Source organism: Pantoea nemavictus (genome assembly GCF_037479095.1).
Classification (GTDB): domain Bacteria; phylum Pseudomonadota; class Gammaproteobacteria; order Enterobacterales; family Enterobacteriaceae; genus Pantoea; species Pantoea nemavictus.
Genome location: NZ_JBBGZW010000002.1, coordinates 302,601 through 324,756 on the forward strand (window position 1 = coordinate 302,601; position 22,156 = coordinate 324,756).

Below are 22,156 nucleotides of genomic sequence, written 5' to 3' on the forward strand. Positions count from 1 at the left end.
CTTTATTGCTTTTACAGTTACAAAGGAAAAGTAAACAATTAACGCTTATTGCACAGAGGAATTAATTACGCATGGCAAATAACCTGCCGTTCCTGGCTGAAATATTGCCGGTGGTCACTCGCGCGTTAGAAAAAGATGCCGAACAGGTTGATCGCAGCGGCGAATTCCCTAAAGCGGCATTCAGCGTATTGCAGCAACAGGGTTTGCTGCATTTTGCATTGCCGCTTGAATTAGGTGGTGGCGGCGGAAACCTGATTGATTGCCGGACGATCGTGCAGGCGGTGGCACGCGGTGAACCTTCCGCCGCGCTAATCCTCATTATGCAGTACCTCCATATACGTCGCCTCGACGACACCTCAAGCTGGCCGGAAGCAATACGGCGCAAAGTGGCGGCGAGCGTGATTGCTGAAGGTGCGTTGATCAATGCGCTGCGCGTCGAACCCGAGTTGGGCACGCCGGCGCGCGGCGGATTGCCCGCCACCCGCGCCCGCCGCACATCTGAGGGCTGGCGCATCAGCGGCGAGAAGATTTACTCCACCGGCAGCTATGGGCTGAGCTGGATGCTGGTGTGGGCCAGCAGCGATGATGCCGATCCGCTGGTCGGCGGCTATCTGGTGCCCGCCCACGCGCCTGGCATTACGATTATCGATGAGTGGGATCACCTCGGCATGCGGGGCACCTGCAGCCATCGCGTGGTGTTGAATGACGTGCTGATCCCGCTTGACCACGCGGTTAACGTGGCGCCGTGGAGCGAGCCGCGAGCCGGCCTGAATGAAGAGGAAGCGCTGTGGATGGCGGTGCTGCTCGGCTCGCTATACGACGCGATTGCGCAGAGCGCGCGTGACTGGTTTATCACCTTTTTACAGCAGCGGGCGCCTGCCAATCTGGGCGCGCCACTGGCTTCACTGTCGCGCTTTCATGAGCTGGTGGGTCGCATCGATACACTGCTGTTCACCAATCAAACCCTGCTGAGCAGCGCCGCACACGGCCACATCGCCAGTGGACATGCCGCGCAAATCAAACAGGTGGTGACCGAAAACGCCATTCGCAGCGTGCAGCTGATGGTGGAGAGCATCGGCAATCACGCCTTAACGCGCCACCATCCGTTACAACGTCACCTACGCAACGTGTTGTGCGGTCGCATCCACACGCCGCAGGATGACGCCATTTTCACTTCTGTGGGCAAAGCGGCGCTTTCTGCTAAGAGGGGTTCAGCATGACTACTTTTAGGAGTGGTGCGCTCCAGATGTTGTAGGGTGCGCATTTAGATATGACCGGGCTGATGAGTTACAGATTAAACCGGGCACATAGGTAACATATTGATGCTCAGTCGAGCCTGGGTCGGTGCTGGGTGCACAATCCTGCACACCCAGCATTTTCATCAGAAACGATAGGTCGCGGAGACGGAGAAGTTACGTGGATCGCCGTAAACGATGCCGCCGTTACTCACGTTGGTGTCGTACTCTTTGTCGAACAGGTTGTTGATATTTGCCTGCAGCGAGACGTTTTTGGTTACGTCATAGCGTGCGAACAGATCCACCACCGTGTAGCTGCCCTGACGTGCACGCCAGGTACCGTTGCCGTCTGGTCCGCCGATATCGCCGTAGGTTTTCGACTGCCAGGTTGCACCGCCACCCAAGGTCAGCTGATCCAGCATCGGCAAGCGATAGCTGGTGAACAGATTGAATGAGGTGCGTGGCAGATTGGAGTTGTAACGATCGCCATTCGCATCTTCCGCCACATAGCTGGTACCACCGAAGGTCATTTGTAAGTTATCGGTGACTGCGCCGTTCACTTCGAACTCTACGCCACGACTCACAACGCCTTTTTTACCAACATAAATCGCATTGCCGGTTTCAGGGTTAGTTTGGCCGGTTGCTTCACCCACGTTATCCAGCTCGGTGCGGAACACAGAAATAGACGTGGTCAGGCGGCTGTTAAACCAGTCTGATTTCACGCCCGCTTCGTAGTTTTTACCAATCACCGGCGCCAGGTAAGCACCTGAAGCATCCTGATAATCCTGCGGCTGGAATACCGAGGTGTAGCTGGCATACGCTGACCAGTTGTCGTAGAAGTCCCAGATCACGCCACCATAAGGCGTGATGTTGTTCTTCTCCATCTCGGCATTCAGCGTCTGACGATTCCAGTTGGTATAGCGTGCACCGAGAATCACATGTAGCGGATCGGCCAATGAAATGCGCGTAGCCAGATAGGCAGATTTCTGGCGCACCAGCTGGGTATCTAATGCCGGTTCACGTGGATTCCAGTTGGTCTCTGGATAATCGCCGTTGTAGTCGTTGAAGTTACCCAACTGCTCTGAGGAGATGTTCTCCCACGAACTAAAGTACTTATTGTCCTGACGGCTGTAGTTAACGCCGATCATCAACTCATGCTGACGGCCCAACAATTCGTAAGGGCCGCTGGCGAACGCATCCACCGCATCCACTTTACGCTTGCCGGTGTTGTAACCCGTACCGCCGATCACCGGATAGCCGGCGTAAGAAGAGGATCCCGCACCGGTGGTTTTATCGAAGAAACCATCGATATACAGCTGCTTACTGTCGAGGAACATTTCGTTGTGCGTGCCGTTAAGCGTGATATTCCAGCCGTTATCGAAGTTCTGCTGCAGGTTAACAAAGACTTTTTTGTTCTCTTTGTTGTTGTAAGCCCAATCCGGCGCGGTGTTATAACCACGGCGCAACTTGGTTTGTGAACCGTCGGTATACCAACGCGGTGAGCCGCCCCACATGGGCGAATCGGTATTCACCTGAGAGAACTCATAGCCGACGGACAACTTGGTGGCATCGGTAAGATCGGCATCGACCACGCCGTAGACGAACTTCTTGTCTGCGCCGTAACGTTCAATAAAGCTGTTTCTGTCTTCATAGCCCGCCACCAGGCGTCCACGCACGTTACCTTCGGCGGACAGTGGCGCAGAGAGATCGGCAACATAACGCTGTTTGTTCCAGCTGCCGTAGCTGGCTGAAACGCTGCCAGTAAACTCTTTGCTATCGGCGTGCTTGCGCACCATGTTGATTGAGGCTGAGGGATTGCCCGGTCCGGTCAGTAAACCGGTGGCGCCGCGTACCACTTCAACGCGCTCATACAACGCCATATCGCTCTGCGCATCGCCGAGGTTCCAGCGCGAAGCGAAGGCAGTGGGAATACCATCGGTCATATAGTTGTCGATGGTAAAACCGCGCGAAAAGTAGTTGGTGCGATCCATATCGGAAGAGACGCCGTGGATGCCGGTGGTATTGGCCAGCACATCATTCAGCGACTGCAGCTGCTGGTCTTCCATGCGCTGCTTGCTAACGATCGAAACCGATTGCGGAATATCGCGCGCGGTGAGCGCCATTTTGGTACCGGCGCGTGTGACTGGCACGCTGTAGTCTTTTGCCGCCTGCTCTTGCTGGTCGGCATTGGCGCTGGCGTCAACGTTCAGCGTTTGTTCTGTGGGCGTGGTTTCAGCTGCTTGCGCGATACCTGACGCAACCAACATAGCCAGTAAAGAGAGACGCAGCGCGCGCTGTGGAGCACTGCCCGGGTTCCTGACGCGCAAATCTTCGCAAAACATACGATTCCTCGATCAACTTATCATTATTTTTTTGCGGCACCGCTGCTGACGTCTGCAAGAGGAACGACAGTAAGGAAGCCGTTAAGAAAGCAAATGAGAAATATACGCATTAAGATTTCCAATGCAAGAAATTGTTACCGGTTAACTGACACTTTTACACTTATAGAAATGCCTTATTCTTCAACGAGTAATAGTTGAGCAGCGTTATTTTCCGGAATGATTACGTTTGGATTTTTGGCAACTCTGTGAAATTGAAAGGATTCTGGTGAGCGGTAAGCTTACCCGCAGCTTATCGATGCATACCTTGCAATGCAGAATCGACCTCTATGACGACCAAATCATGCCGCTAGCGTAGATTAAATGCATAATAAATGAGCACTGTTAATTATCTTTATAATCAGCCAGGTCAGTAATAAGCCAAATAAATTGTGTGACCTGCTGCAAATATAAAGAAATTTCTGGTCGAATGGATATTTTCCGGACAATTCTGTCCTCGCGTAATTATTTTAATTTGAAAAAAAATCTCGTAGAATGCGCGCTTTGATACTCGTTAAATAAGTAATAAGGATTTATTCATGAGCGATGCACTTAAAGCATTGAACAATCTTCGTACGCTGCGTGCTCAGGCGCGTGAAATAGAGGTAGCAGCATTAGAAGAGATGCTGGAGAAGTTCGCCGTGGTGGTCGCAGAGCGCCGTGAAGAAGCGGCTGCAGAAACCGCAGCTCAGCGCGAAAAAGAAGAAAAACTGGCGCTGTATAAAGAGATGCTGATGAAAGACGGCATCGATATTAATGACCTTGCGCAATTAAACCAGCCGGAAACTAAAGCTAAACGCGCACCGCGTCCAGCCAAGTATAAATTCATCGATGAGCAGGGTAACGAGAAATTGTGGACCGGTCAGGGCCGCACGCCATCGCCAATTAAAGCCGCAATGGATGCAGGCGGTTCATTGGATGATTTTCTAATCTGATTTAATAAGGTGGATATCACTATCCACCTTATTTTTTTGTTTAGCATCACGGTGCGCTTTTACGCGTTTTTTTAACAGCAGCGCTGTTTATTTAAAGAGCGCGATAAATCGCGCCGCTACAATATCTGCACGTTGCTATTTTAGAACGGCACACGCCTGGGCAATTCTTCGCCCTGCTTCACGCACCGTATCAATATCGGTAGCAATCGACAGGCGGAAATATGGCGATAAGCCGTATGCACTTCCGGCAACGCCAGATACGCCGCTTTCCAAAAGATAATTCATCACATCCTGTTCGCTCTCAATTTTCTGACCGTCAGGACGCGTTTTGCCCAGCAAACCGGCACAGCGGCAGAAAATAAAGAAGGCTCCGTCAGGATTGAGCACTTCAATCTCCGGTACCGGCTGCAGCAACGCCATAATCGCGTCGCGACGATCCTGATAAGCCTTGCGCTGCGGCGGCAGAAAATCGAGTCCGCCATTGAATGCAGCAACCGCAGCGGCCTGGCTGATGGCGCTGGCACCCGAGCTGTTTTGCGACTGCACCACCACCATCGCGTCAATCAACGCTTTTGGCCCGGCACCGAAGCCGATGCGCCAGCCGGTCATCGCGTAGGTTTTCGACACGCCACCCACCAGTAAAATACGATCCGTCAGATCGGGCGCGACGTGCAGCAGGCTGACATGTTCACGACCATCAAACAGAATGTGTTCGTACAGCTCATCCAACATGATCAACACATCAGGGTGATCGCGCAGCACCGCCGCCAGTGCGATCAGCTCCTCGGCGCTGTACACCATGCCGGAAGGATTGCCCGGATTGTTTAATACCAGCCAGCGCGTTTTGTCGCCGATGGCCTGTGCCAGCTGCTGCGGTTGCAGCTTATACTCCTGTTCCAGCGCGCACTCCAGCAGCACGGCTTTTCCGCCGTTAAAACGCACGCTATCCGGGAAGGTCGGCCAATACGGCACCGGCACAATCACCTCATCGCCATCATTCAGCGTGGCGGCAAAAGCATTGAAAATGATCTGCTTGGCACCATTGGCGATACAAATCTGCCCCAACTCATAATCAAGCTGATTTTCACGCTTCAGCTTAGCTAACACCGCGTTACGCAGCGGCGTGGTGCCGTTGGTCGGCGTGTAGCGCGTTTCACCGGCTTCCATCGCCGCGACCGCCGCCTGACGAATATGCGGCGGGGTATCAAAATCGGGTTCACCGGTGGTGAGATCGAGAATATCGACGCCCTGCTCTTTCAACTGGCGCGTCAGTTGGCGCGCCGCCGCATTGGCAGAGAGCGACACGGACTGCACACGCTTAGATAAGGTGACCATGTAGTGCTCCTGAAGGGGATTAAACCACCACCGGCAAGCCGAGGTTTTCGCGCAGCGTGGCGAACTCATAATCGTCACGGAACAGGCCACGACGACGCAGTTCCGGAATCACCAGTTCCACAAACAGATCCAACTGCTCAGACATGATGGCTGGCATGATGTTGAAACCATCTGCGCCCCCCTCTTTCAGCCACAGCTCGAAATCATCGGCGATATCTTCGGCGGTGCCGACAATCACGCGATGCCCGCGTGAACCCGCAGCCACAGCGGCCAGCTCGCGCAACGTTAGATTTTCGCGCTTCGCCATATCGGTCATCAATTTGACGCGGCTCTGGTTACCTTCACCCAGCGGCACTTCCGGCACCGGGCCATCCAGCGGATATTGGCTGAGGTCCATGCTGAAGCGCAGCGACAGCTGACGCAGACCATTTTCAATATCGACCAGCGTGTTCAGCTCTTTCCACAGCGCTTTGGCTTCTTCGCGCGTGCGTCCCACAATCGGCATCACGCCCGGCATGATAACCACGTGATCCGGATTACGGCCGGCAGCGATCACCTGATCTTTCTGCGAGCGGTAGAAGGTTTGCGCTTCTTCGAGGCTGGCGGCAGCGGTGAAAATCACTTCGGCGGTTTCAGCCGCCAGCTTCTGACCATCGGCTGACGAACCGGCTTCAATGATCACCGGACGCCCCTGCGGTGAACGGGTGATGTTAAGCGGACCCTGCACCTGGAAGTGTTCGCCCTGGTGATTAATCGGCTGAATTTTTTCATCAACGAAGTAGGCGCCGGTCTCTTTGTTTGGCTGCACCGCGCCCTCTTCCCAACCGGCCCACAGCTTGTCCGCCACTTCAAGGAATTCGCGCGCCCGCGCGTAGCGCTCGGCGTGATTCGGCATATCGCTACGACTAAAGTTCCGCGCCACATCGGTAGAGAACGACGTCACCACATTCCACGCGGCGCGGCCGCGGCTGATGTGATCCAGCGAAGAGAAACTGCGCGCCATGGTGAACGGATCGCTAAAGGTGGTGGAGGCGGTTGCCGCCAGACCAATGCGTTTGGTGTTCACTGCCAGCGCCGACAGCAAGGTTAGTGGTTCGAGGCGAGCCATGGTTGACGGCAGGCGGTACATGCTGGTGGCCAGCGCATCACCGACGAAGAACAGATCGAATTTGCCCGCTTCGGCTTTTTTGGCGATGGTGATCAGCCAGTCAATATCGGTGGGATCGCCGAGCTTTTCCGTTAAGCGCCAGCCGCTAACGTGTTGTCCTACCGGTTGTACGAAAAGGCCTAAACGGATGCGGCGTGGTGGTTGTAAATTAGCCATAAATTTGTCCTGGTGAATAAAAAGTAATGCGTTTAAAAGGTGTTCTCGGTCGCCAGCAGCGCCTGCTCCAGCGCATCTGCAGAGATGCGGAAAGGCAGACGTTCTGCGCTGGCCGCCGGGAATTTGATTTGTTCCGCGATGCTGCGGATCGTCGCCGCGCGATCGCCGGTTAACGGCGCCAGCGTTAACGGCATGTCGTAGTCGCGCAGCAGCGCCAGCAGCTCGGCATCCGGCACGCCGTCATGTTCAATCAACGATTGCACTAGCAGGCTATAGCCCACTTTCTCGCCGTGCAGCCACGCGTGCAGTTCCGGCTGATGCGTCAGGCGATTGTGGATGGCATGGGCAAAGCCCGGCGTCGGTAACACATCGCGCACGCTGTTTGCCAGACCCGCCAGCACGATATTGGCATCGATGATCTGCACCAGCTCCGGCGTTACTTGCTGCTGTTGATTGGCGGCAACCGCCGCCGCGCCCAGTTGCAGATAGCGATCGAGCGCGCGCTTAGCGGTCATCACTTTAAGGTCCAGCGCCAGATCGTGGGGATTGTGACGCTGATAAGGGTAGAACTCGTAATATTTCGCCAGCGCATCCACGATGCCGGCTTTCAGATACCGCACATCGCTACGCGCAATCACTTCGCTATCCACCAATACCAGATCGGGCATTTTACCCAGCGGCTGGCTGCGAACGTGTCCGCCCTGCTCGTTGTAAATGATGGCGACCGGCGACCACGCTGCGCAGGTGGCGGCCACGGTAGCAAAGTTGATCACTTTGAGATCGGGCAACTGGCTGCCCACCGCTTTCGCCGCATCCAGCACGCGTCCGCCACCGATGGCAAACAGCAGTTCTGCGCCCTGCTGCTGCACATTTTGCTTGAGCGTTTCAATCGCGGCATCGGTGCATTCACCCGGCAGATACTCTATTTCCCAGCGAATACCGTTGGCCTCAAGGCTCTGCGTTAATTCTGGATTGACCGCCTGCCAGGCGCGAGGAGAAGTAAAGATGCGAATATGTGAGGCATAAGGTTTGATAAATTCACCGGCGCGCGCACGCAATCCGGATTCATGTGCATAAGCACGCGGAGATTTGATCGCTAACACGGCGTCACCCTGATTAAGAATAAGGCTATAACGGATTAAATTAAGATAATTCAGAGGGTTAATACAGAATAGTTATAGCGCTATGTATTTTCTGCATACTACGGTAAATAACGATTTAAGCAATGCAAAACCCGCGATTTCATTTTCACAAATTCGCATTAGCTTAGTTATTTTTCACATATAGCGCGGGTTAGCTTTGCTGGTAATCTGACTAGCCTTGTATGAAAGGGTGATGGCGAGCACATTCCGTAGCGGCGCAATTTATTGCGCAATAAATTGCGCCGCTACGGAATGTGCATGTTTTTTTCTCCGCCAGCTGGCGGTTTTTCCGGGGATATCTATGTCACTTGAATTTCGTCAGGTTAGAGAAGACGAGGTGGAAACCTATCAGGCGCTGATGCATGCCGCCTATGCACCAACGCTGGCGTTGGGCATCAAGTTTGATGCCGCCACGGCCGATCGCGCTAAAACCCTGCGTCATCTGCAAAGTCACGGTGTGTATGCGCTGTATGCCCATGACGTGATGGTCTCATCCGTCACCGTGCGCTATCCGTGGGGACCGCTGCCGGGCCCGTTTGGCCTGCCGCATATCGGCTGGTTTGGTGCGCATCCCGATTATCCCGGACGCCAATATGGCCGTCAGGTGCAGGATCGCCTTGAGCAGGAGATCCTGCTCGGCAAGCTGCGCGCCCCCGCCGTTTCGCTCGGCACCGCCACCAGCCATCCATGGCTGATTGAGATGTATAAAAAGCGCGGTTTTCAGCTGATGCACACTACCGATCTCGGCAAAGGCCACATCACGCAATATATGAAGAAAGTACTGGATGAAGCCGCTCATGATGCGTGGTTAACGCGTCAGGCCGCTCAACAAGGAATTAAAGCATGAGCCAACTCCTCGACACCCTCGGCGAACAGCTGATCGCCTTCCGCCATGAACTGCACCGTTTTCCCGAACTCTCCAACGAGGAGTTCGAAACCACCGCACGCATTCGCCAGCAGTTAGAACAACATCACATCCGCGTGCTGGATCTGCCGCTCAAAACCGGCTTAGTCGCTGAGATCGGCCCGGAGCAGGGTCCACTGATCGTGCTGCGCTCCGATATCGATGCGCTGCCGATTGAGGAGCAGTCTGATGTTACCTTCCGCTCTGAACGTCCCGGCGTGATGCACGCCTGCGGCCATGACTTCCACAGTTCGGCGGCGCTGGGCGCGGCGATTTTGCTCAAACAGCAGGAAAGCACGCTGCCGGGCCGCGTACGTATTCTGTTCCAGGCCGCCGAAGAGACCGGCCAGGGCGCACCCGATGTGATTGCGACCGGCGCGCTGGACGATGCGGTGGCGATTTTTGGTATTCACAACGATCCGTCGCTGCCGCCGGGCGTGATTGGCTGCAAAGCCGGTCCGTTAACCGCCGCGGTCGATCGCTTTGATATCAGCATCACCGGCATCGGCAGCCACGCAGCCAAACCGCATCAGGGCAACGATCCGATTGTTATCGCCGCGCAAATTGTCTCCGCTGCGCAGACGCTGATCAGCCGCAATGCGCCATCTGGCGATAACGCGGTGGTGTCGATTACCCAGATTCACAGCGGCAGCACCTGGAACGTGATTCCCGACAGCGCCTGGCTGGAAGGCACGGTGCGCTCCTTCTCGCAACAGACGCGCGAGCGCCTTGAGCAGCGCTTCCGAGAAATTGTGCAAGGCATCGGTGCCGCATTTGCCGCCGAAGTGAAATTTAACTGGCATGCGGGTCCGCCATCGGTAGTGAATGATGCACACTGGGCGGATTTCGCCCTGCAGCAGGCCAGTGCCAGCGGCTTTGAGGCGCGCGTAGTGGAAGCCAGCCCAATCGGCGAAGACTTCGCGTTTTATCAGCAGCAACTGCCAGGCGCATTTATGATGATTGGCACCGGTGAACCCTACGCGCTGCATCATCCGGCATTTCGCATTAACGATGAGGTGCTGCTGCCCACCGCGCGCTATCTCAGCGATTTGGCGCTTGCGGCATTGCGCAGCCTGGAGCACACCCGCTGATGAACCTCACTGCTGCGCTGGCTGAGCGCATTGTTCACAGCCAACCGGACGCCGCCGCTCGCGAGGCGGCGCGTGAAGGCGTGCGTGATTTTCTTGCCGTCAGCTGGCCGGTGCTGCAAGGCCAGGTGCCGGACAGCGGTTTACCGGCGTTACGCAACGTGTATGGCGGCGGCAGCACCCGCTCAACAGCCCTGCTGCTGGGTTATGCCAGCCACGCGCTGGATTACGATGATTTTCATGCCGATTTTCGCGGGCATCCCAGCGTGGTAATCCTGCCCGCGCTGCTCGCCTGGCAGCAGCATCAGCCGACTGAATTGGACGACTTTCTGGATGCTTATGTGATTGGCGTAGAGGTGGCGGGTCGTTTGGGGCTCGCCGTCAGCCAGCAGCACTATGCGCTCGGCAATCACAATACCGCGACGCTCGGCACAGTTGCCGCTGCCGCCGCGCTGGCGCGATTAATCGGGACAGATACTTCTGCGACGGCAACGCTGATTGGCATCGCCACCACCCAGGCCAGCGGTTTACGCGCGCAATTTGGTTCGGCGGTAAAACCGCTGCACGCCGGTTTTGCCGCTGAACGTGCGGTGACCGCCGCGCAGCTGACGCTGGCAGGTTTTGACGGCAAGCAGGATGGTGTGATTGAAGCCTTTATCTCCGCCACCAGCAATGGCCAGGCACAGCCGGAAAAGCTGATTGATAACTGGGCTGAGCCGTGGCGTATGGTTTCGCCGGGCCTGGAGTTCAAACCCTTTCCCACCTGCGCCGGTACGCACAGCGCAGCCGAAGCGACGCGGATGTTGCGTCAGCAGTGGCTGGCAAACGGTCATTCACTGCAAGCGTTGCTGGACAACATCGCTGACATTAGCGTGGCGTTTCCGCCGGGTGGCGATATTGCGGCATCGGTGCGTGTGCCAGCCAACGGCATTGAAGCGCGTTTCAGCCTGGAGTATGTGATTGCCGCGATGTTGATGTACGACGACTTGCGGTTGCAGGATTTTGCTGAGGGCGAGCTTAACCACGCCGTCATGCCGCTGGCGGCTAAAGTACGCCGCACGCCGGATGAGAATGCGCCACCGGATGCGATTAATCCGGCACTGCGCTTTCACCTGGTCACCCTCACCTTGCGCGATGGCTCACAGCTGCAGCAGCGCCGCACAAGACAGCAATCGCTAGCCGATGCGGTAGATGTCATGGGTAAACTGCGGGCAGCACTGCAGCAGGAGATGCCACAACGCCAGCAGCAGTTGCTGCACAGCAGCGCGCTGCGCAACACCGCTGATCTGGCGGCGTTAATCCAATTGCTACTTTAGAGCGTTTCTACCGGTTCCAGCGCGTCCTGAATGGCATCGGCCAGATTGGCAATCTCATTGGCAACCGCCTGCAAATCCCATGATGCCTTCGATCCGCTGGCGGAGGTGGAGGCGCTAACCGACTCTTTTGCCACGGCTAACGCCGCGGCCACCGCGACGGTGCGCTTGTGTTGTTCTACAGTTACGCCAATCGGTGGCTGTGTGAAATAGTCGTTGACCATCGTATCTCTCCCTTGGATGTTAAAAATAAAAATGAATTCCTGGAGAGCTATTATGGGGGAAATGTCACAGAGTGCTATCTAAATAGTGAGCCGCCAGCGGCGGCTCTAGCCATTTTCAGATTTTAGGTTGCTGATCTTCGGGAAATTCAGTGTCGCGAGGTAAATCATCATCTTCGTCAGGTAAAGGTTCATCATCGCCTGGCAGGGGAATTACATCATCATCTGGACGCTCTGACATAGGTACCTCCATTAACCCGAATTGGGTTATTTAAGTGTAGTAATGCCGTTAAATAGCCCAATGGTATTCTCTTCAATATGTGAGTTAAGCGTAAGAAATATTTAAGGTGCATTTATCTAAAACTCATCTACCGCTTCACTTATAGTAAATCTAATTAGCGCTGTGCTTATTTTCTTTTACGCTCAATAATTTGCGTTAAGCTAAACCGTGGTTATAATTTAAAATAAGTTTCATAATTTAATCCCCGAACGTTTTACCAACAGACGAATGATTCAAACAATTACCGCACTATCCGTAGCGGCGCGATTCATCGCGCAATAAATTGCGCCGCTACAAAATGTGCGCTGGTTAAAATTGGCATTTATATCTTACTGATAAGCATTGATTCACATCACGCTGTTAATAATTAACTCATTATTATTTATCTCTATTTCCTGAATATTATTCCGGGGGAACAGCATGCCGCCATTTTCTAGCTTTTGGCAGGCCGGTTACGAGGGTGCGGACCATATCAATCCCTTCGGCGAAAAACTTTCCATGAATGCAGTGAATGATCATTTAACTCAATACCATAACGATTACGCCGCGCTGCAGCAGTTCGGTATTACATCCGTTCGCGAAAGTATTGGCTGGCGACTGGCAGAAATGGCGCCAGAGGAGACTTTTTCCAACCTGAAAAAACGTATGAATTCGGCGCGCTCGTTTGGATTACAAATCAACTGGAGCTTTTGTCATTACGGCTGGCCTGACGATCTCACCTTATTTGCGCCTGAATTCGTGCCACGCTTTGCCGACTTTTGCCAGCGTATGGCGCTGTTTCTCGCTGAATATTATGAAGACGCACCGATTTATTCGCCGATGAATGAGATCTCATTTATGGCGTGGGGAATTTCAGTTGGACTGTTTGGCAATAATGCGCACAGCGATCCCGATGAGATTAAACGCCAGCTCATTCGCGCCACGCTGGCCGGATGTGCCGCCATTGAGAGCGTCGATCCCCGTGCGCGCTTCCTGCACTGTGACCCGATCATTCACGTGGTACCCGATGAAGATAGCGATGCGTGCCACCAGCGCAGCGCAGAGATTATCGCCTCGCAGTACCAAGCATGGGACATGATCGCCGGTTTGCGCGAACCCGAGTTGGGCGGTAAGCCGCGTTATCTCGATCTGGTCGGTGCCAATTACTACCACGGTAATCAGTGGTTGACCTGGTCCGGCTGCCGGCTGGAGTGGCATTTAGGGGATGCACGCCGCGTGCCGCTGCACCGGATGCTTGCGGCGTTATCGCAGCGCTATCAGCGGCCGCTATTGCTGGCCGAAACCAGCCATGTCGGTAGCGGACGCGCCGCCTGGCTGTCTCAGGTTACCGCCGATGTCGTACAGGCACAGCTGAGTGGCTGCGATATCCGCGGTATCTGTCTCTATCCCATTATCGATCGTCCCCTTTGGGAAGATCTCGAACACTGGCCACGCAGCGGCTTGTGGGATGTCGATCCCCACAAAAAACGGGTGCTCAACCCGGTTTATGCCGCGTCATTGCAGCAGTCACAACAAATATTAGCCCGCTTTCAGGGTCATATCACCGCGGCCAGCTGGCCAGAGGAATGCGTCATGAAACAATCGGTATTAGTGGTTTTTAGTCATCTGCGTTGGGGATTCGTGTTTCAGCGTCCGCAGCATCTGTTGTCGCGCCTCGCTCAGTTTCACCGCATTGTGTTCATCGAAGAGCCGATTTATCAGCCTGGCGAAGCGGCGCTACGACAATATCAACCGGCGCCCAACGTCACGGTGATTGAACCGCATACCGATGTCGCCGCGCCGGGCTTTCATGATAGCCAAATCGCCGTGCTGCAACCGCTGCTGGCCGAGCTGCTCGACGCAGATGAAACGCCGCTGGTATGGTTTTACACCCCGATGGCGCTGCCACTGCTGGCCTGTTTTAACCCCAGCGCGATCATCTATGACTGCATGGATGAGCTCTCGGCCTTTAACCAGGCGCCGCGCCAGTTGCAGCAGCGTGAATCGGCCCTGCTGAGCCGCGCCGATGTGGTGTTTACCGGCGGCACCAGCCTGTATGAAGCCAAAAAGCATCGCCATGCCCACGTCTATTGCTATCCAAGCAGCGTGGATGCGGCGCATTTCGAACAGGCGCTGGATCGCACCAACAGCCATCCGCTGCAGGAGAATATGCCGAAACCGCGCCTGGGTTATTACGGCGTCATTGATGAGCGTCTGGATTTGCCGCTGCTCGCCGCGCTGGCGGATGCCCATCCCGACTGGCAAATTGTGATGGTCGGCCCGGTGGTGAAAATAGACCTCGCCAGCCTGCCGCAGCGCAGCAACCTGCACTGGTTCGGCCAGCAACCCTACGCAGCGTTGCCGCACTTCCTTGCCGGTTGGGATGTCTGTCTGATGCCGTTTGCGCTGAACTCCTCCACCCGCTTTATTAGTCCCACCAAAGTGCTGGAGTATATGGCGGCGCAGTTGCCGATCGTCAGCACCGCGATTGCCGATGTGGTGCGCCATTATGCCGAGGTAGTCAGCATCGCCGATTCACCGCAAACCTTTATTGCCGCTTGCGAAACGGCGCTAACCATGCCGATTGAAACGCGCTATCAGTTAGCGAAAAACATGGCAGCACGGGTGGCGGAAACATCATGGGATCGCACCGTTGAGGAGATGCAGACGCATATCGTCGCGCTAAACAAACGTGACCTTTCCCAGCCCGAGGTTATCGCTGCACGTCCACAGCCGCTGGCGCAAAACCCGATTGAGTGTCTCATTCTCGGAGCCGGGCCAACCGGGTTGAGTGCGGGTTATCACTATGGCGCAGGCGCGGTGGTGCTGGAGAAAAATAGCTCGGTGGGCGGATGGTGCCGTTCTATCAAAGATCAGGGTTTCACCTTCGATCATGCCGGCCACATCATGTTCTCCAACGATCCCTACGTGCTGGGCTTATACGACACCTTGCTCGGCGACAATCAGCACTGGCAAGAGCGTGAAGCCTGGGTTTACAGCCATGAAGTTTACACGCGCTATCCTTTCCAGTCGGCGCTACACGGTTTGCCCGCCGAGGTGATCGGTGAATGTGTGCTGGGGGCAATCGAAGCGCGTTACGGCGCGCATCCGGCGACGCTGCAAGCGGTGACCTCTGAGACGCGTCGTGATTGCTGCGCCGATGGTGCGATACCGGATGGTGAGAGTTTTGCGGCGCAAACAGAGAGCGAAGATTTTGAGAGCTTTATCTTCCGTACCTGGGGCAAAGGCATCGCTCACCATTTCGCCCTGCCCTATAACCAAAAGCTGTGGAAAACGCCGCTGGCAAATATGGAAACCTCCTGGCTCGGCGGGCGCGTACCGCTGCCGGATCTCGAGCAAATTATTAGCGGCGCACTGGCCCCGCTGGAGAAGCCGGTCGGCCCCAACGCGCGTTTTGGCTATCCGCTGCGCGGTGGATTTCAGGCATTAATGGAGGGGTTCCTGCCGCACCTGAGCTGTACGCTGGAACGGGAGGCAGCGGTTACTGAGATCCAACCGCTGCAACGACGTGTGCGCTTGCAGGATGGACGACAATTCCATTATGACCAGATGATCAGCACCTTGCCGCTGCCAGAACTGGTACGACTGATGGGCAATTTCGCCCCGGAAGCGGTGCAGAAGGCCGCAAAACAGTTGCGACATATCTCGGTGCGCTGCGTCAATCTAGGCATAGGGCGTGCGGCAATCAGCGATAAACACTGGATTTACTATCCCGGCGACACCTTATTTCACCGCATCTTTTTGCAAGGTAACGCCAGCCCGCAGTGTAATGCGCCGGGCGGTTTTGGCCTGACCTGTGAAATGACCTATCGCGACGATCAGCCGCTGCCTTGCGAAGGTGACGCCTTGATTGAGCGCTGCATTAAGGATTGCATTCGGGTCGGCATCATCAATGCCGATGATAAAATTATCACCGCCAGTGAAGTCGATATGCCGTACGCCTATGTGGTATATGACCACCAGCGCAGCGCCAATATCGCGTTGATACGAAGCTGGCTGGCGACGCAAAGTATTCAACTGTCAGGACGCTACAGCGAGTGGGAGTATTACAACTCCGATCACGCCTTTCTTGCCGGCAAACGCGCGGCGGAAACGGTGAAAGATTTAACGCAGAATCGTAAAACCACGGCGTAGTTGAAGGTGCGCATAAATGCGCCGTGAAGGCGCATTTAGATTTCATCGCGGATCAATCAAATCCACCACCATCGACAATATTTCATCCATGATATGTGGTTCGACTTTAGCGGCAAAATTCGCTTTATGCGCAGTGAGATCCAGAGACCGAAGTTGATAGCACAACGCAACTCCGGTGACATTACCGGTATCAGTGCTATTACCATCCAGATAAACCGTGACCGCCTGCGAGCGCGATGCGCCGCCTCCACTGGTTACTGGAATGCAAACCGCTGTCCCTAGCGCGGCGACGAGTTCCCGCCTTGAAATCACCAGATAATAATGCGGCCCTTTAAACTCCCTGCCTTCAACGGGATCGCCGTTGACGTGCCAGATTTCACCCAACTGCGGAACTCTACGCGATATCATCAGATAGCCTCCTTGCCTTGCGGTTTATCCTGTAAATCATCACTTACGGCTTCGTTAAACTGGCGAATCTCGTCCTGATCAATGCCAGCTAACAGTTGCTCCATCGTTTTCCTGCCGCGTGCTACCCGGTTAACAGGTTTTATACTGATTGACTCATCAGTCGCAGTTACGTCCAGCTCAATTCCCACATGCCAACCCGCTTTGGCGGCTATGTCGCTGGGAATCGTTAGCACGACGGCTCCGCCTTGCTGACGTAGTTTCGTTAATGCCATACATCCTCCAAAGTGTAACTTTGTCACACGGAGCTTATCACTCGGTGAGACAAAGTCACACTTTGTTTATGGCGATCTGTCTGTTTTTATAGCGGCGGAATAAACGCCTGCACCGGCGTCAATTCGCCGCGGTATTTGCGAACCTGCACCACGGTGATTTGTCCGCTGCAGCCTTGCGCCAGTGACGAAGTGCCGATATCCAGCGTGAGCACATTGGGATTGCCGTGGCGGCACAGCGGACGCAATGCCGTAGGATCGACCGGATCGTACCAGGCGCCGGTGGGCAATTGCACCACGCCGCGCATGATGGTTTCGGTCAGGCGCGCGCTGGCCAGCACGTGGCCTCGCTCGTTGTAGAGCTCGATAATCTCGCCATCACGAATCCCCAGGGACGCCGCATCCGCCGGATGCAAACTGCACACCTCACGGCCATCGCGTTTACCACTCTGACTGTAATCACCAAAATCCAGCTGGCTGTGCAAACGCGTCGCCGGCTGATTGGCTATCAGCCAGAATGGATGATCGGGATTCGGTTTTTGCTGCGGTTCGCGCCACACCGGATGGCCCGGACAGTTTTCATAATTGAAGCTGGCGATGGTGGCTGAGAAGATCTCAATTTTACCGCTCGGCGTTGGCAACGGCGCGGCTGCGGGGTCGGCGCGGAACGCGTTGATCATACGGCCGCCATCTTTCAGCTGCGGTAACTCCAGCACGCCTTGCTGCCAGAACTGGTCAAACGTAGGGATCTCCACCTGATGCGCCGCCAGCTTCTGCTGCAGCTGCGCGTAGTGGTGTTGCAACCAGCCACGCGTATCGCGCCCTTCGGTGAAGGCTTCTTCCCGGCCTAAACGGCGCGCCAGCTCGGTGAATATCGCGTAATCGTCTTTCGCTTCGCCAAAGGGTTCTGCCACCGGCTGCATCGCGAACAGATGGCGATCGGTCGGGGCGCCGCCAATGTCTTCACGCTCCAGCGTCATGGTAGCGGGCAGGACGATATCGGCATGGCGCGCGCTGGCGGTCCAAGCAATTTCATGCACGATCAGCGTATCCAGCTGACAGAATGCCTGGCGCAAGCGCGCCAGATCCTGATGATGATGAAACGGATTACCGCCGGCCCAATACGCCAGACGAATATGCGGATAGGTTAAGCGCCGCCCGTTGTAATCAAACGGCTTGCCAGGATTGAGCAGCATATCGGCGATGCGCGCCACCGGAATCAGGCGATCGATGCCATTTTTGCCCTGCGGCAGCGCCGGGAAACTGACCAGATTGTGATGTTTGCCGTAATGGCCGAGCGCGCCGAGCGCATACGTGTAGCCGCCGCCCGGTAAACCCGGCTGCCCGAGCGCTGCCGCCAGCACCAGTCCCAGCCACACTGGCTGCTCACCGTTTTCCGCGCGCTGTAAGGCATGCGCCACCGTTACCAGCACGCGCTTGCCGTGCAGCTGGCGCGCAAAATCGCGGATAAATTCAGCGCTTACGCCACAAATCTCTGCTGCCCACGCCGCATCGCGCGGGGTGCCATCCTCTTCCCCGCGAATATAAGCCGCCATTGCTGGCCAGCCCACGGTGTAGCGGGCGAGGAAGGCTTCATCGGTGAGCTGTTCGGCAATCAATACCGATAACACGCCAAGCATAAAGGCCGCGTCGGTGCCTGGGCGCAGCGCCAACCATTCGCCCTGCGCTTCAGCGGGTAGATCGCTTTGCAGCGGGCTGACCGAGATAAAACGCGTGCCACGCTCTGCCGCCTGCTGCATAAAGCCGCGCTCGGTGTGTTCACTTAAACCACCGCTAGCGACCTGCGAGTTTTTCAGCGCCAGACCACCAAACGCCAGCACGATTTCGCTGTGCTGGGCGATCTCCTCCCAGCTCACGCCGCGCCGCGCAATCTCATTCATGTCGCCGACGATATGCGGCAGCAACACCGAAGCGGAACCCGAGCTGTAGCTGTTGACCGAGCGCACATAGCCGCCGAGCGTGGTATTGAGGAAGCGATGTACCTGGCTCTGTGCATGGTGGAAGCGTCCCGCGCTCGACCAGCCGTAAGAGCCGCCGAAAATGCCTTCCGGACCGTAAGTGTCGCCGACGCGCTGCAGTTCACGCGCCACTAATGCGTAAGCCTCGTCCCAGCTCACCGCCACATATTCGTCGTTACCGCGCCGATCGTCCGGGCCCGGGCCACTCTCCAGCCAGCCACGACGCACCATCGGACGGGAGACGCGCGCCGGATGGTTTAAGGCGGTACGGAAATTTTGTAGCAGCGGACTGGGATCGGGATCGCCCTTAAACGGTTCGATGCTGAGCCGATCGCCCTGTTGCTGGGCATGAAAAGCGCCCCAGTGGGCGCTGTGCATTACCGATTTTTGCGTCATCACTTTTCCTGGCATTAAAAATGAAAAACGGTGCCTGAGGCACCGTTGCAATCCTAGAGGACTGTGGCAATAAAATTTCTTACGCGCCCGTTTTCCGGGTCGTCGAGGACCTGCTGGGTTGGCCCAGCCGCCACGATTTTGCCGCTCTCCATAAAGACAATGTTGTCGGCAACCTCGCGCGCAAAACCAATCTCATGCGTCACCACCACCATGGTGATGCCGGAGTGCGCCAGCTGTTGAATCACCTGTAACACTTCGCCGACCAGTTCTGGATCGAGCGCTGAGGTAGGTTCATCAAACAGCATCACGCCAGGATCCATGGCCAGCGCACGGGCAATCGCCACGCGCTGCTGTTGCCCACCGGAGAGATTCTGCGGCCACTCATCTTCACGACCGGATAAACCCACCTGCTTTAGCAGCGACAACGCTTTGCTGGTTGCCTGCTGGCGGCTCTGCTTCTTCACCCGCATCGGCGCATCAACGATGTTTTGCAACACGGTACGATGCGGAAACAGGTTGAACTGCTGGAACACCATGCCGATTTCGGCACGCTGGCGCGCCACTTCGCTGCTGCTCAACTCGTGCAGTGCCTGGCCTTTCTGCTTATAGCCAATGATTTCGCCGCCGATGCGAATGGTGCCACCGTCGAGTTTTTCCAGATGGTTGATGCAGCGCAGCAGCGTCGATTTTCCTGAGCCCGATGGCCCCAGGATCACCGTCACCGAACCGGCCGGAATATCCAGATTCACTTCATCAAGAATGGTGACGCCTGAGAAGCGCTTGGTGACTTTACGTAAGGCGATGGCTTCACCCATTGCTGACGCTCCTTTCTGCTTTGGCCGCTGAGAAGCCCGGCAGCGATTTCAACAAGCTGCGTTTTTCCCGGCGCGTCACACCACGTCCAAAATAGCGCTCCACATAGAACTGCCCCACCGACAACACCGAGGTCATCAGCAGATACCACAGCGTGGCAACCAGCAGCAGCGGAATCACTTCATAGGTACGCTGATAGATAATCTGCGCCGAAAACAGCACGTCCTGCAGTGAGATCACCGAGACCACCGCAGTGGTTTTCAGCTGACCAATAATTTCGTTACCGGCGGGCGGCATGATGGCGCGCATCGCCTGCGGTAATACGGTATGGCGGAAAATCTGTGACGGGCGATAGCCCAGCGCACGCGCCGCTTCCAGCTGGCCGTTGCCGACACTCTGGATACCGGCACGCACAATCTCAGCGGCGTACGCGGATTGGTGCATCACCAGCGCGATCACCGCAGCACTGAAGGGGCTCACCAGCGCGTTCGATTGAGTGCTCCAGATTTCACCAAGGCCGGGAATGGAGAGTGCGATAGTCGGATAAAGCGCCGCAATGTTGTACCACAGGAACAGCTGCACCAGCATCGGCACACCGCGGAAGAACCAGGTATAAAACCAGCTCACGCCCACCAGCACCGGATTGGAGGAGAGGCGCATCAGCGCCAGCACCGTACCAAAAGCAAACCCCAGCACCACAGAGATGGCGGTGAGCTGCAGCGTCATCAACACGCCTTGCAGGATCGACTCGCCGGTGAAGTTTTCCGCAATCACGCTCCATTCGAAGCGTGGATTGTTAATCATCGAGTGCGCCATCGCCACCACGCACAACAGCACCACCAGCGCACTCAGCCAGCGTCCGTAGTAACGTTTGCCGACGATTTTCAGGTCGTCGGTATGGTGGTGAATGTCACTCATTGAAAGATTTCCTGATTGCGTTTGGCTTGTTTAACAGCACCAAAACCGATGCCCCAGTTGTCGAGGATCTTGTTGTAGCTGCCATCTTTGATCAGCGAGTTCAGTGCCGCCTGTACCGCTGGCTCCAGCGCTGAATCTTTCGGGAAGGCGACAGAAACTGGCGCATCGTGCACGGTGATTTCGCCGCTCATGGTCAACGGTTTGATCACTTTCACCTGCCACAGCAAACCTTCGTACGGGCCGAGGAACATCGGCACGCGACCACTTACCACTGCCTGCACGCCCGCTGGACGATCCGGGAATACCGACACCTTGATAGGTTTGTTACCGGCGGCTTCACAGGCTTTGCTGGCTTCTTCGAGACGCGTGACCTGCGTGGTACCGGAACCGGCACCGACTTCTTTACCGCAGACATCTGACAGGTTTTTGAACGGGGCAATATTGGCATCTTTACGCGAGATAATGCCCAGGCGGCTAGCATCGTAATAACCGACAAAGTCGATGATTTTGGCGCGCGCCGGGGTGGCGTTGATGTTTGAGAGCGCCACATCGTAACGACCGGTTTTCAGGCCCGGAATAATGTTGTCGAAACCGCCGGTATCGCGCCACTGAACCTGGATTCCCAGGCGCTCACCCACGGCATTCATGATATCGATTTCACGACCGGCCAGGGTTTTGTTGTCTTCTTTATAGAAGGTGGTTGGCGGCGTGTTGGGGTTGGTTCCGGCCACAATGTAGCCACGTTTAACCACATCTGCAGGCAGCAGGCTTTTCAATGCAGGATCGGCCTGCACATGAATTGAGCTGTCAGTTGGGACATTTTCATCGGCGGCGAACGCGGTGTGTGCACTCAGAGCGAGCGCAAAAAGAGTTAAACCTTTTGCGAATTTCACTGGAACCTTTCTCCTGATTTATAAAATGTTTCCCCACAGGGAAAAGGCGTTGAGGTAGCGATGGTTTTTTCTCCAGACTCACCCGCGCGAAGGCGCGTGGTGGAAGGAATTGTCATCCTCATTACGTCCCGATTAGCATTCTCTGGAACTTAGATAACAATCACAAATGCAAAAAATACATATCTATTGCC

Annotated in this window: 18 protein-coding genes; 6 read left to right on the forward strand and 12 right to left on the reverse strand. The window is 55.7% G+C overall.

The window, feature by feature from the left end; all coding sequences use genetic code 11:
* The first annotated feature begins 71 nt into the window (after nt 1-71).
* Nucleotides 72-1,220: an acyl-CoA dehydrogenase family protein gene (locus WH298_RS21165; protein ID WP_180823936.1), complete on the forward strand. Its 1,149-nt coding sequence runs from the start codon at nt 72-74 to the stop codon at nt 1,218-1,220.
* A gap of 161 nt (nt 1,221-1,381) precedes the next feature.
* Here WH298_RS21165 and fhuE read toward each other — a convergent pair whose 3' ends face one another.
* Entirely contained in the window at nt 1,382-3,577 is a 2,196-nt protein-coding gene (fhuE, locus tag WH298_RS21170) for a ferric-rhodotorulic acid/ferric-coprogen receptor FhuE (protein ID WP_180823937.1), read from the reverse strand.
* A 575-nt stretch (nt 3,578-4,152) separates the two neighbouring features.
* Here fhuE and WH298_RS21175 point away from each other — a divergent pair.
* Nucleotides 4,153-4,548, forward strand: a complete 396-nt coding sequence (locus WH298_RS21175) for an H-NS family histone-like protein (RefSeq protein WP_180823938.1) — start codon at nt 4,153-4,155, stop codon at nt 4,546-4,548.
* A 135-nt stretch (nt 4,549-4,683) separates the two neighbouring features.
* Here WH298_RS21175 and WH298_RS21180 read toward each other — a convergent pair whose 3' ends face one another.
* From WH298_RS21180 to WH298_RS21190, 3 genes are read right to left on the reverse strand one after another with little or no spacing between them, the layout of a single operon-like run.
* Nucleotides 4,684-5,883 carry an aminotransferase class I/II-fold pyridoxal phosphate-dependent enzyme gene (locus WH298_RS21180; protein WP_180823939.1) on the reverse strand — a complete coding sequence of 400 codons (1,200 nt, stop codon included), beginning with the start codon at nt 5,881-5,883 and terminating at the stop codon, nt 4,684-4,686.
* A gap of 19 nt (nt 5,884-5,902) precedes the next feature.
* The gene (locus tag WH298_RS21185; protein WP_180823940.1) at nt 5,903-7,207 is read right to left on the reverse strand and encodes an LLM class flavin-dependent oxidoreductase; all 1,305 of its coding nucleotides are present in this window, start codon (nt 7,205-7,207) and stop codon (nt 5,903-5,905) included.
* A 32-nt stretch (nt 7,208-7,239) separates the two neighbouring features.
* Nucleotides 7,240-8,310: an iron-containing alcohol dehydrogenase gene (locus tag WH298_RS21190; protein ID WP_180823941.1), complete on the reverse strand. Its 1,071-nt coding sequence runs from the start codon at nt 8,308-8,310 to the stop codon at nt 7,240-7,242.
* Nucleotides 8,311-8,650: 340 nt separating this feature from the next.
* Between WH298_RS21190 and WH298_RS21195 the strand changes: the two genes are divergently transcribed.
* From WH298_RS21195 to WH298_RS21205, 3 genes are read left to right on the forward strand one after another with little or no spacing between them, the layout of a single operon-like run.
* Nucleotides 8,651-9,196, forward strand: coding sequence for a GNAT family N-acetyltransferase (locus WH298_RS21195; RefSeq protein ID WP_007890026.1), 546 nt, complete (start codon nt 8,651-8,653; stop codon nt 9,194-9,196).
* Entirely contained in the window at nt 9,193-10,344 is a 1,152-nt protein-coding gene (locus WH298_RS21200; protein WP_180823942.1) for an amidohydrolase, read from the forward strand. Before WH298_RS21195 ends, WH298_RS21200 begins: the two co-directional genes overlap by 4 nt.
* Nucleotides 10,344-11,657, forward strand: a complete 1,314-nt coding sequence (locus WH298_RS21205) for an MmgE/PrpD family protein (protein WP_180823943.1) — start codon at nt 10,344-10,346, stop codon at nt 11,655-11,657. Before WH298_RS21200 ends, WH298_RS21205 begins: the two co-directional genes overlap by 1 nt.
* Here WH298_RS21205 and WH298_RS21210 read toward each other — a convergent pair.
* On the reverse strand, nt 11,654-11,878 hold the full coding sequence (locus WH298_RS21210) for a hypothetical protein (RefSeq protein ID WP_007890034.1): 225 nt from the start codon (nt 11,876-11,878) through the stop codon (nt 11,654-11,656). The two genes, WH298_RS21205 and WH298_RS21210, sit on opposite strands and share 4 nt — an antisense overlap.
* Before the next feature lie 115 nt (nt 11,879-11,993).
* The gene (locus WH298_RS21215; protein WP_255438391.1) at nt 11,994-12,116 is read right to left on the reverse strand and encodes a hypothetical protein; all 123 of its coding nucleotides are present in this window, start codon (nt 12,114-12,116) and stop codon (nt 11,994-11,996) included.
* A gap of 459 nt (nt 12,117-12,575) precedes the next feature.
* Here WH298_RS21215 and WH298_RS21220 point away from each other — a divergent pair, with 459 nt between their 5' ends.
* Complete coding sequence (locus WH298_RS21220) at nt 12,576-16,289, forward strand: FAD-dependent oxidoreductase (protein WP_180823944.1); 3,714 nt, start codon at nt 12,576-12,578, stop codon at nt 16,287-16,289.
* A 42-nt stretch (nt 16,290-16,331) separates the two neighbouring features.
* Here WH298_RS21220 and WH298_RS21225 read toward each other — a convergent pair whose 3' ends face one another.
* From WH298_RS21225 to WH298_RS21250, 6 genes are all read right to left on the reverse strand, one after another.
* Complete coding sequence (locus WH298_RS21225; protein WP_180823945.1) at nt 16,332-16,697, reverse strand: type II toxin-antitoxin system PemK/MazF family toxin; 366 nt, start codon at nt 16,695-16,697, stop codon at nt 16,332-16,334.
* Nucleotides 16,697-16,969: an AbrB/MazE/SpoVT family DNA-binding domain-containing protein gene (locus tag WH298_RS21230; protein ID WP_180823946.1), complete on the reverse strand. Its 273-nt coding sequence runs from the start codon at nt 16,967-16,969 to the stop codon at nt 16,697-16,699. The genes WH298_RS21225 and WH298_RS21230 overlap by 1 nt, the downstream gene beginning before the upstream one ends.
* Before the next feature lie 86 nt (nt 16,970-17,055).
* A complete protein-coding gene (locus WH298_RS21235; protein WP_180823947.1) occupies nt 17,056-19,341 on the reverse strand; it encodes a molybdopterin-dependent oxidoreductase in 2,286 nt (761 codons plus the stop codon).
* Between the two features lie 53 nt (nt 19,342-19,394).
* The gene (locus tag WH298_RS21240) at nt 19,395-20,156 is read right to left on the reverse strand and encodes an amino acid ABC transporter ATP-binding protein (protein ID WP_007894075.1); all 762 of its coding nucleotides are present in this window, start codon (nt 20,154-20,156) and stop codon (nt 19,395-19,397) included.
* Nucleotides 20,149-21,072, reverse strand: a complete 924-nt coding sequence (locus WH298_RS21245) for an amino acid ABC transporter permease (RefSeq protein WP_180823948.1) — start codon at nt 21,070-21,072, stop codon at nt 20,149-20,151. The genes WH298_RS21240 and WH298_RS21245 overlap by 8 nt, the downstream gene beginning before the upstream one ends.
* Nucleotides 21,069-21,965 (reverse strand): ABC transporter substrate-binding protein, encoded by an 897-nt coding sequence (locus WH298_RS21250; protein WP_007894078.1) that lies wholly within the window; start codon nt 21,963-21,965, stop codon nt 21,069-21,071. Before WH298_RS21250 ends, WH298_RS21245 begins: the two co-directional genes overlap by 4 nt.
* Nucleotides 21,966-22,156 lie beyond the last annotated feature (191 nt).

Excerpts from the sequence above, each read along its gene's own strand:
- WH298_RS21185 (WP_180823940.1), bottom strand. The coding sequence starts at position 7,207 with ATGGCTAATTTACAACCACCACGCCGCATCCGTTTAGGCCTTTTCGTA.
- WH298_RS21200 (WP_180823942.1), top strand. The coding sequence starts at position 9,193 with ATGAGCCAACTCCTCGACACCCTCGGCGAACAGCTGATCGCCTTCCGC.
- WH298_RS21240 (WP_007894075.1), bottom strand. The coding sequence starts at position 20,156 with ATGGGTGAAGCCATCGCCTTACGTAAAGTCACCAAGCGCTTCTCAGGC.
- WH298_RS21235 (WP_180823947.1), bottom strand. The coding sequence starts at position 19,341 with ATGACGCAAAAATCGGTAATGCACAGCGCCCACTGGGGCGCTTTTCAT.
- WH298_RS21195 (WP_007890026.1), top strand. The coding sequence starts at position 8,651 with ATGTCACTTGAATTTCGTCAGGTTAGAGAAGACGAGGTGGAAACCTAT.
- WH298_RS21245 (WP_180823948.1), bottom strand. The coding sequence starts at position 21,072 with ATGAGTGACATTCACCACCATACCGACGACCTGAAAATCGTCGGCAAA.
- WH298_RS21225 (WP_180823945.1), bottom strand. The coding sequence starts at position 16,697 with ATGATATCGCGTAGAGTTCCGCAGTTGGGTGAAATCTGGCACGTCAAC.
- fhuE (WP_180823937.1), bottom strand. The coding sequence starts at position 3,577 with ATGTTTTGCGAAGATTTGCGCGTCAGGAACCCGGGCAGTGCTCCACAG.
- WH298_RS21230 (WP_180823946.1), bottom strand. The coding sequence starts at position 16,969 with ATGGCATTAACGAAACTACGTCAGCAAGGCGGAGCCGTCGTGCTAACG.
- WH298_RS21175 (WP_180823938.1), top strand. The coding sequence starts at position 4,153 with ATGAGCGATGCACTTAAAGCATTGAACAATCTTCGTACGCTGCGTGCT.
- WH298_RS21220 (WP_180823944.1), top strand. The coding sequence starts at position 12,576 with ATGCCGCCATTTTCTAGCTTTTGGCAGGCCGGTTACGAGGGTGCGGAC.
- WH298_RS21205 (WP_180823943.1), top strand. The coding sequence starts at position 10,344 with ATGAACCTCACTGCTGCGCTGGCTGAGCGCATTGTTCACAGCCAACCG.
- WH298_RS21210 (WP_007890034.1), bottom strand. The coding sequence starts at position 11,878 with ATGGTCAACGACTATTTCACACAGCCACCGATTGGCGTAACTGTAGAA.
- WH298_RS21215 (WP_255438391.1), bottom strand. The coding sequence starts at position 12,116 with ATGTCAGAGCGTCCAGATGATGATGTAATTCCCCTGCCAGGCGATGAT.
- WH298_RS21180 (WP_180823939.1), bottom strand. The coding sequence starts at position 5,883 with ATGGTCACCTTATCTAAGCGTGTGCAGTCCGTGTCGCTCTCTGCCAAT.
- WH298_RS21165 (WP_180823936.1), top strand. The coding sequence starts at position 72 with ATGGCAAATAACCTGCCGTTCCTGGCTGAAATATTGCCGGTGGTCACT.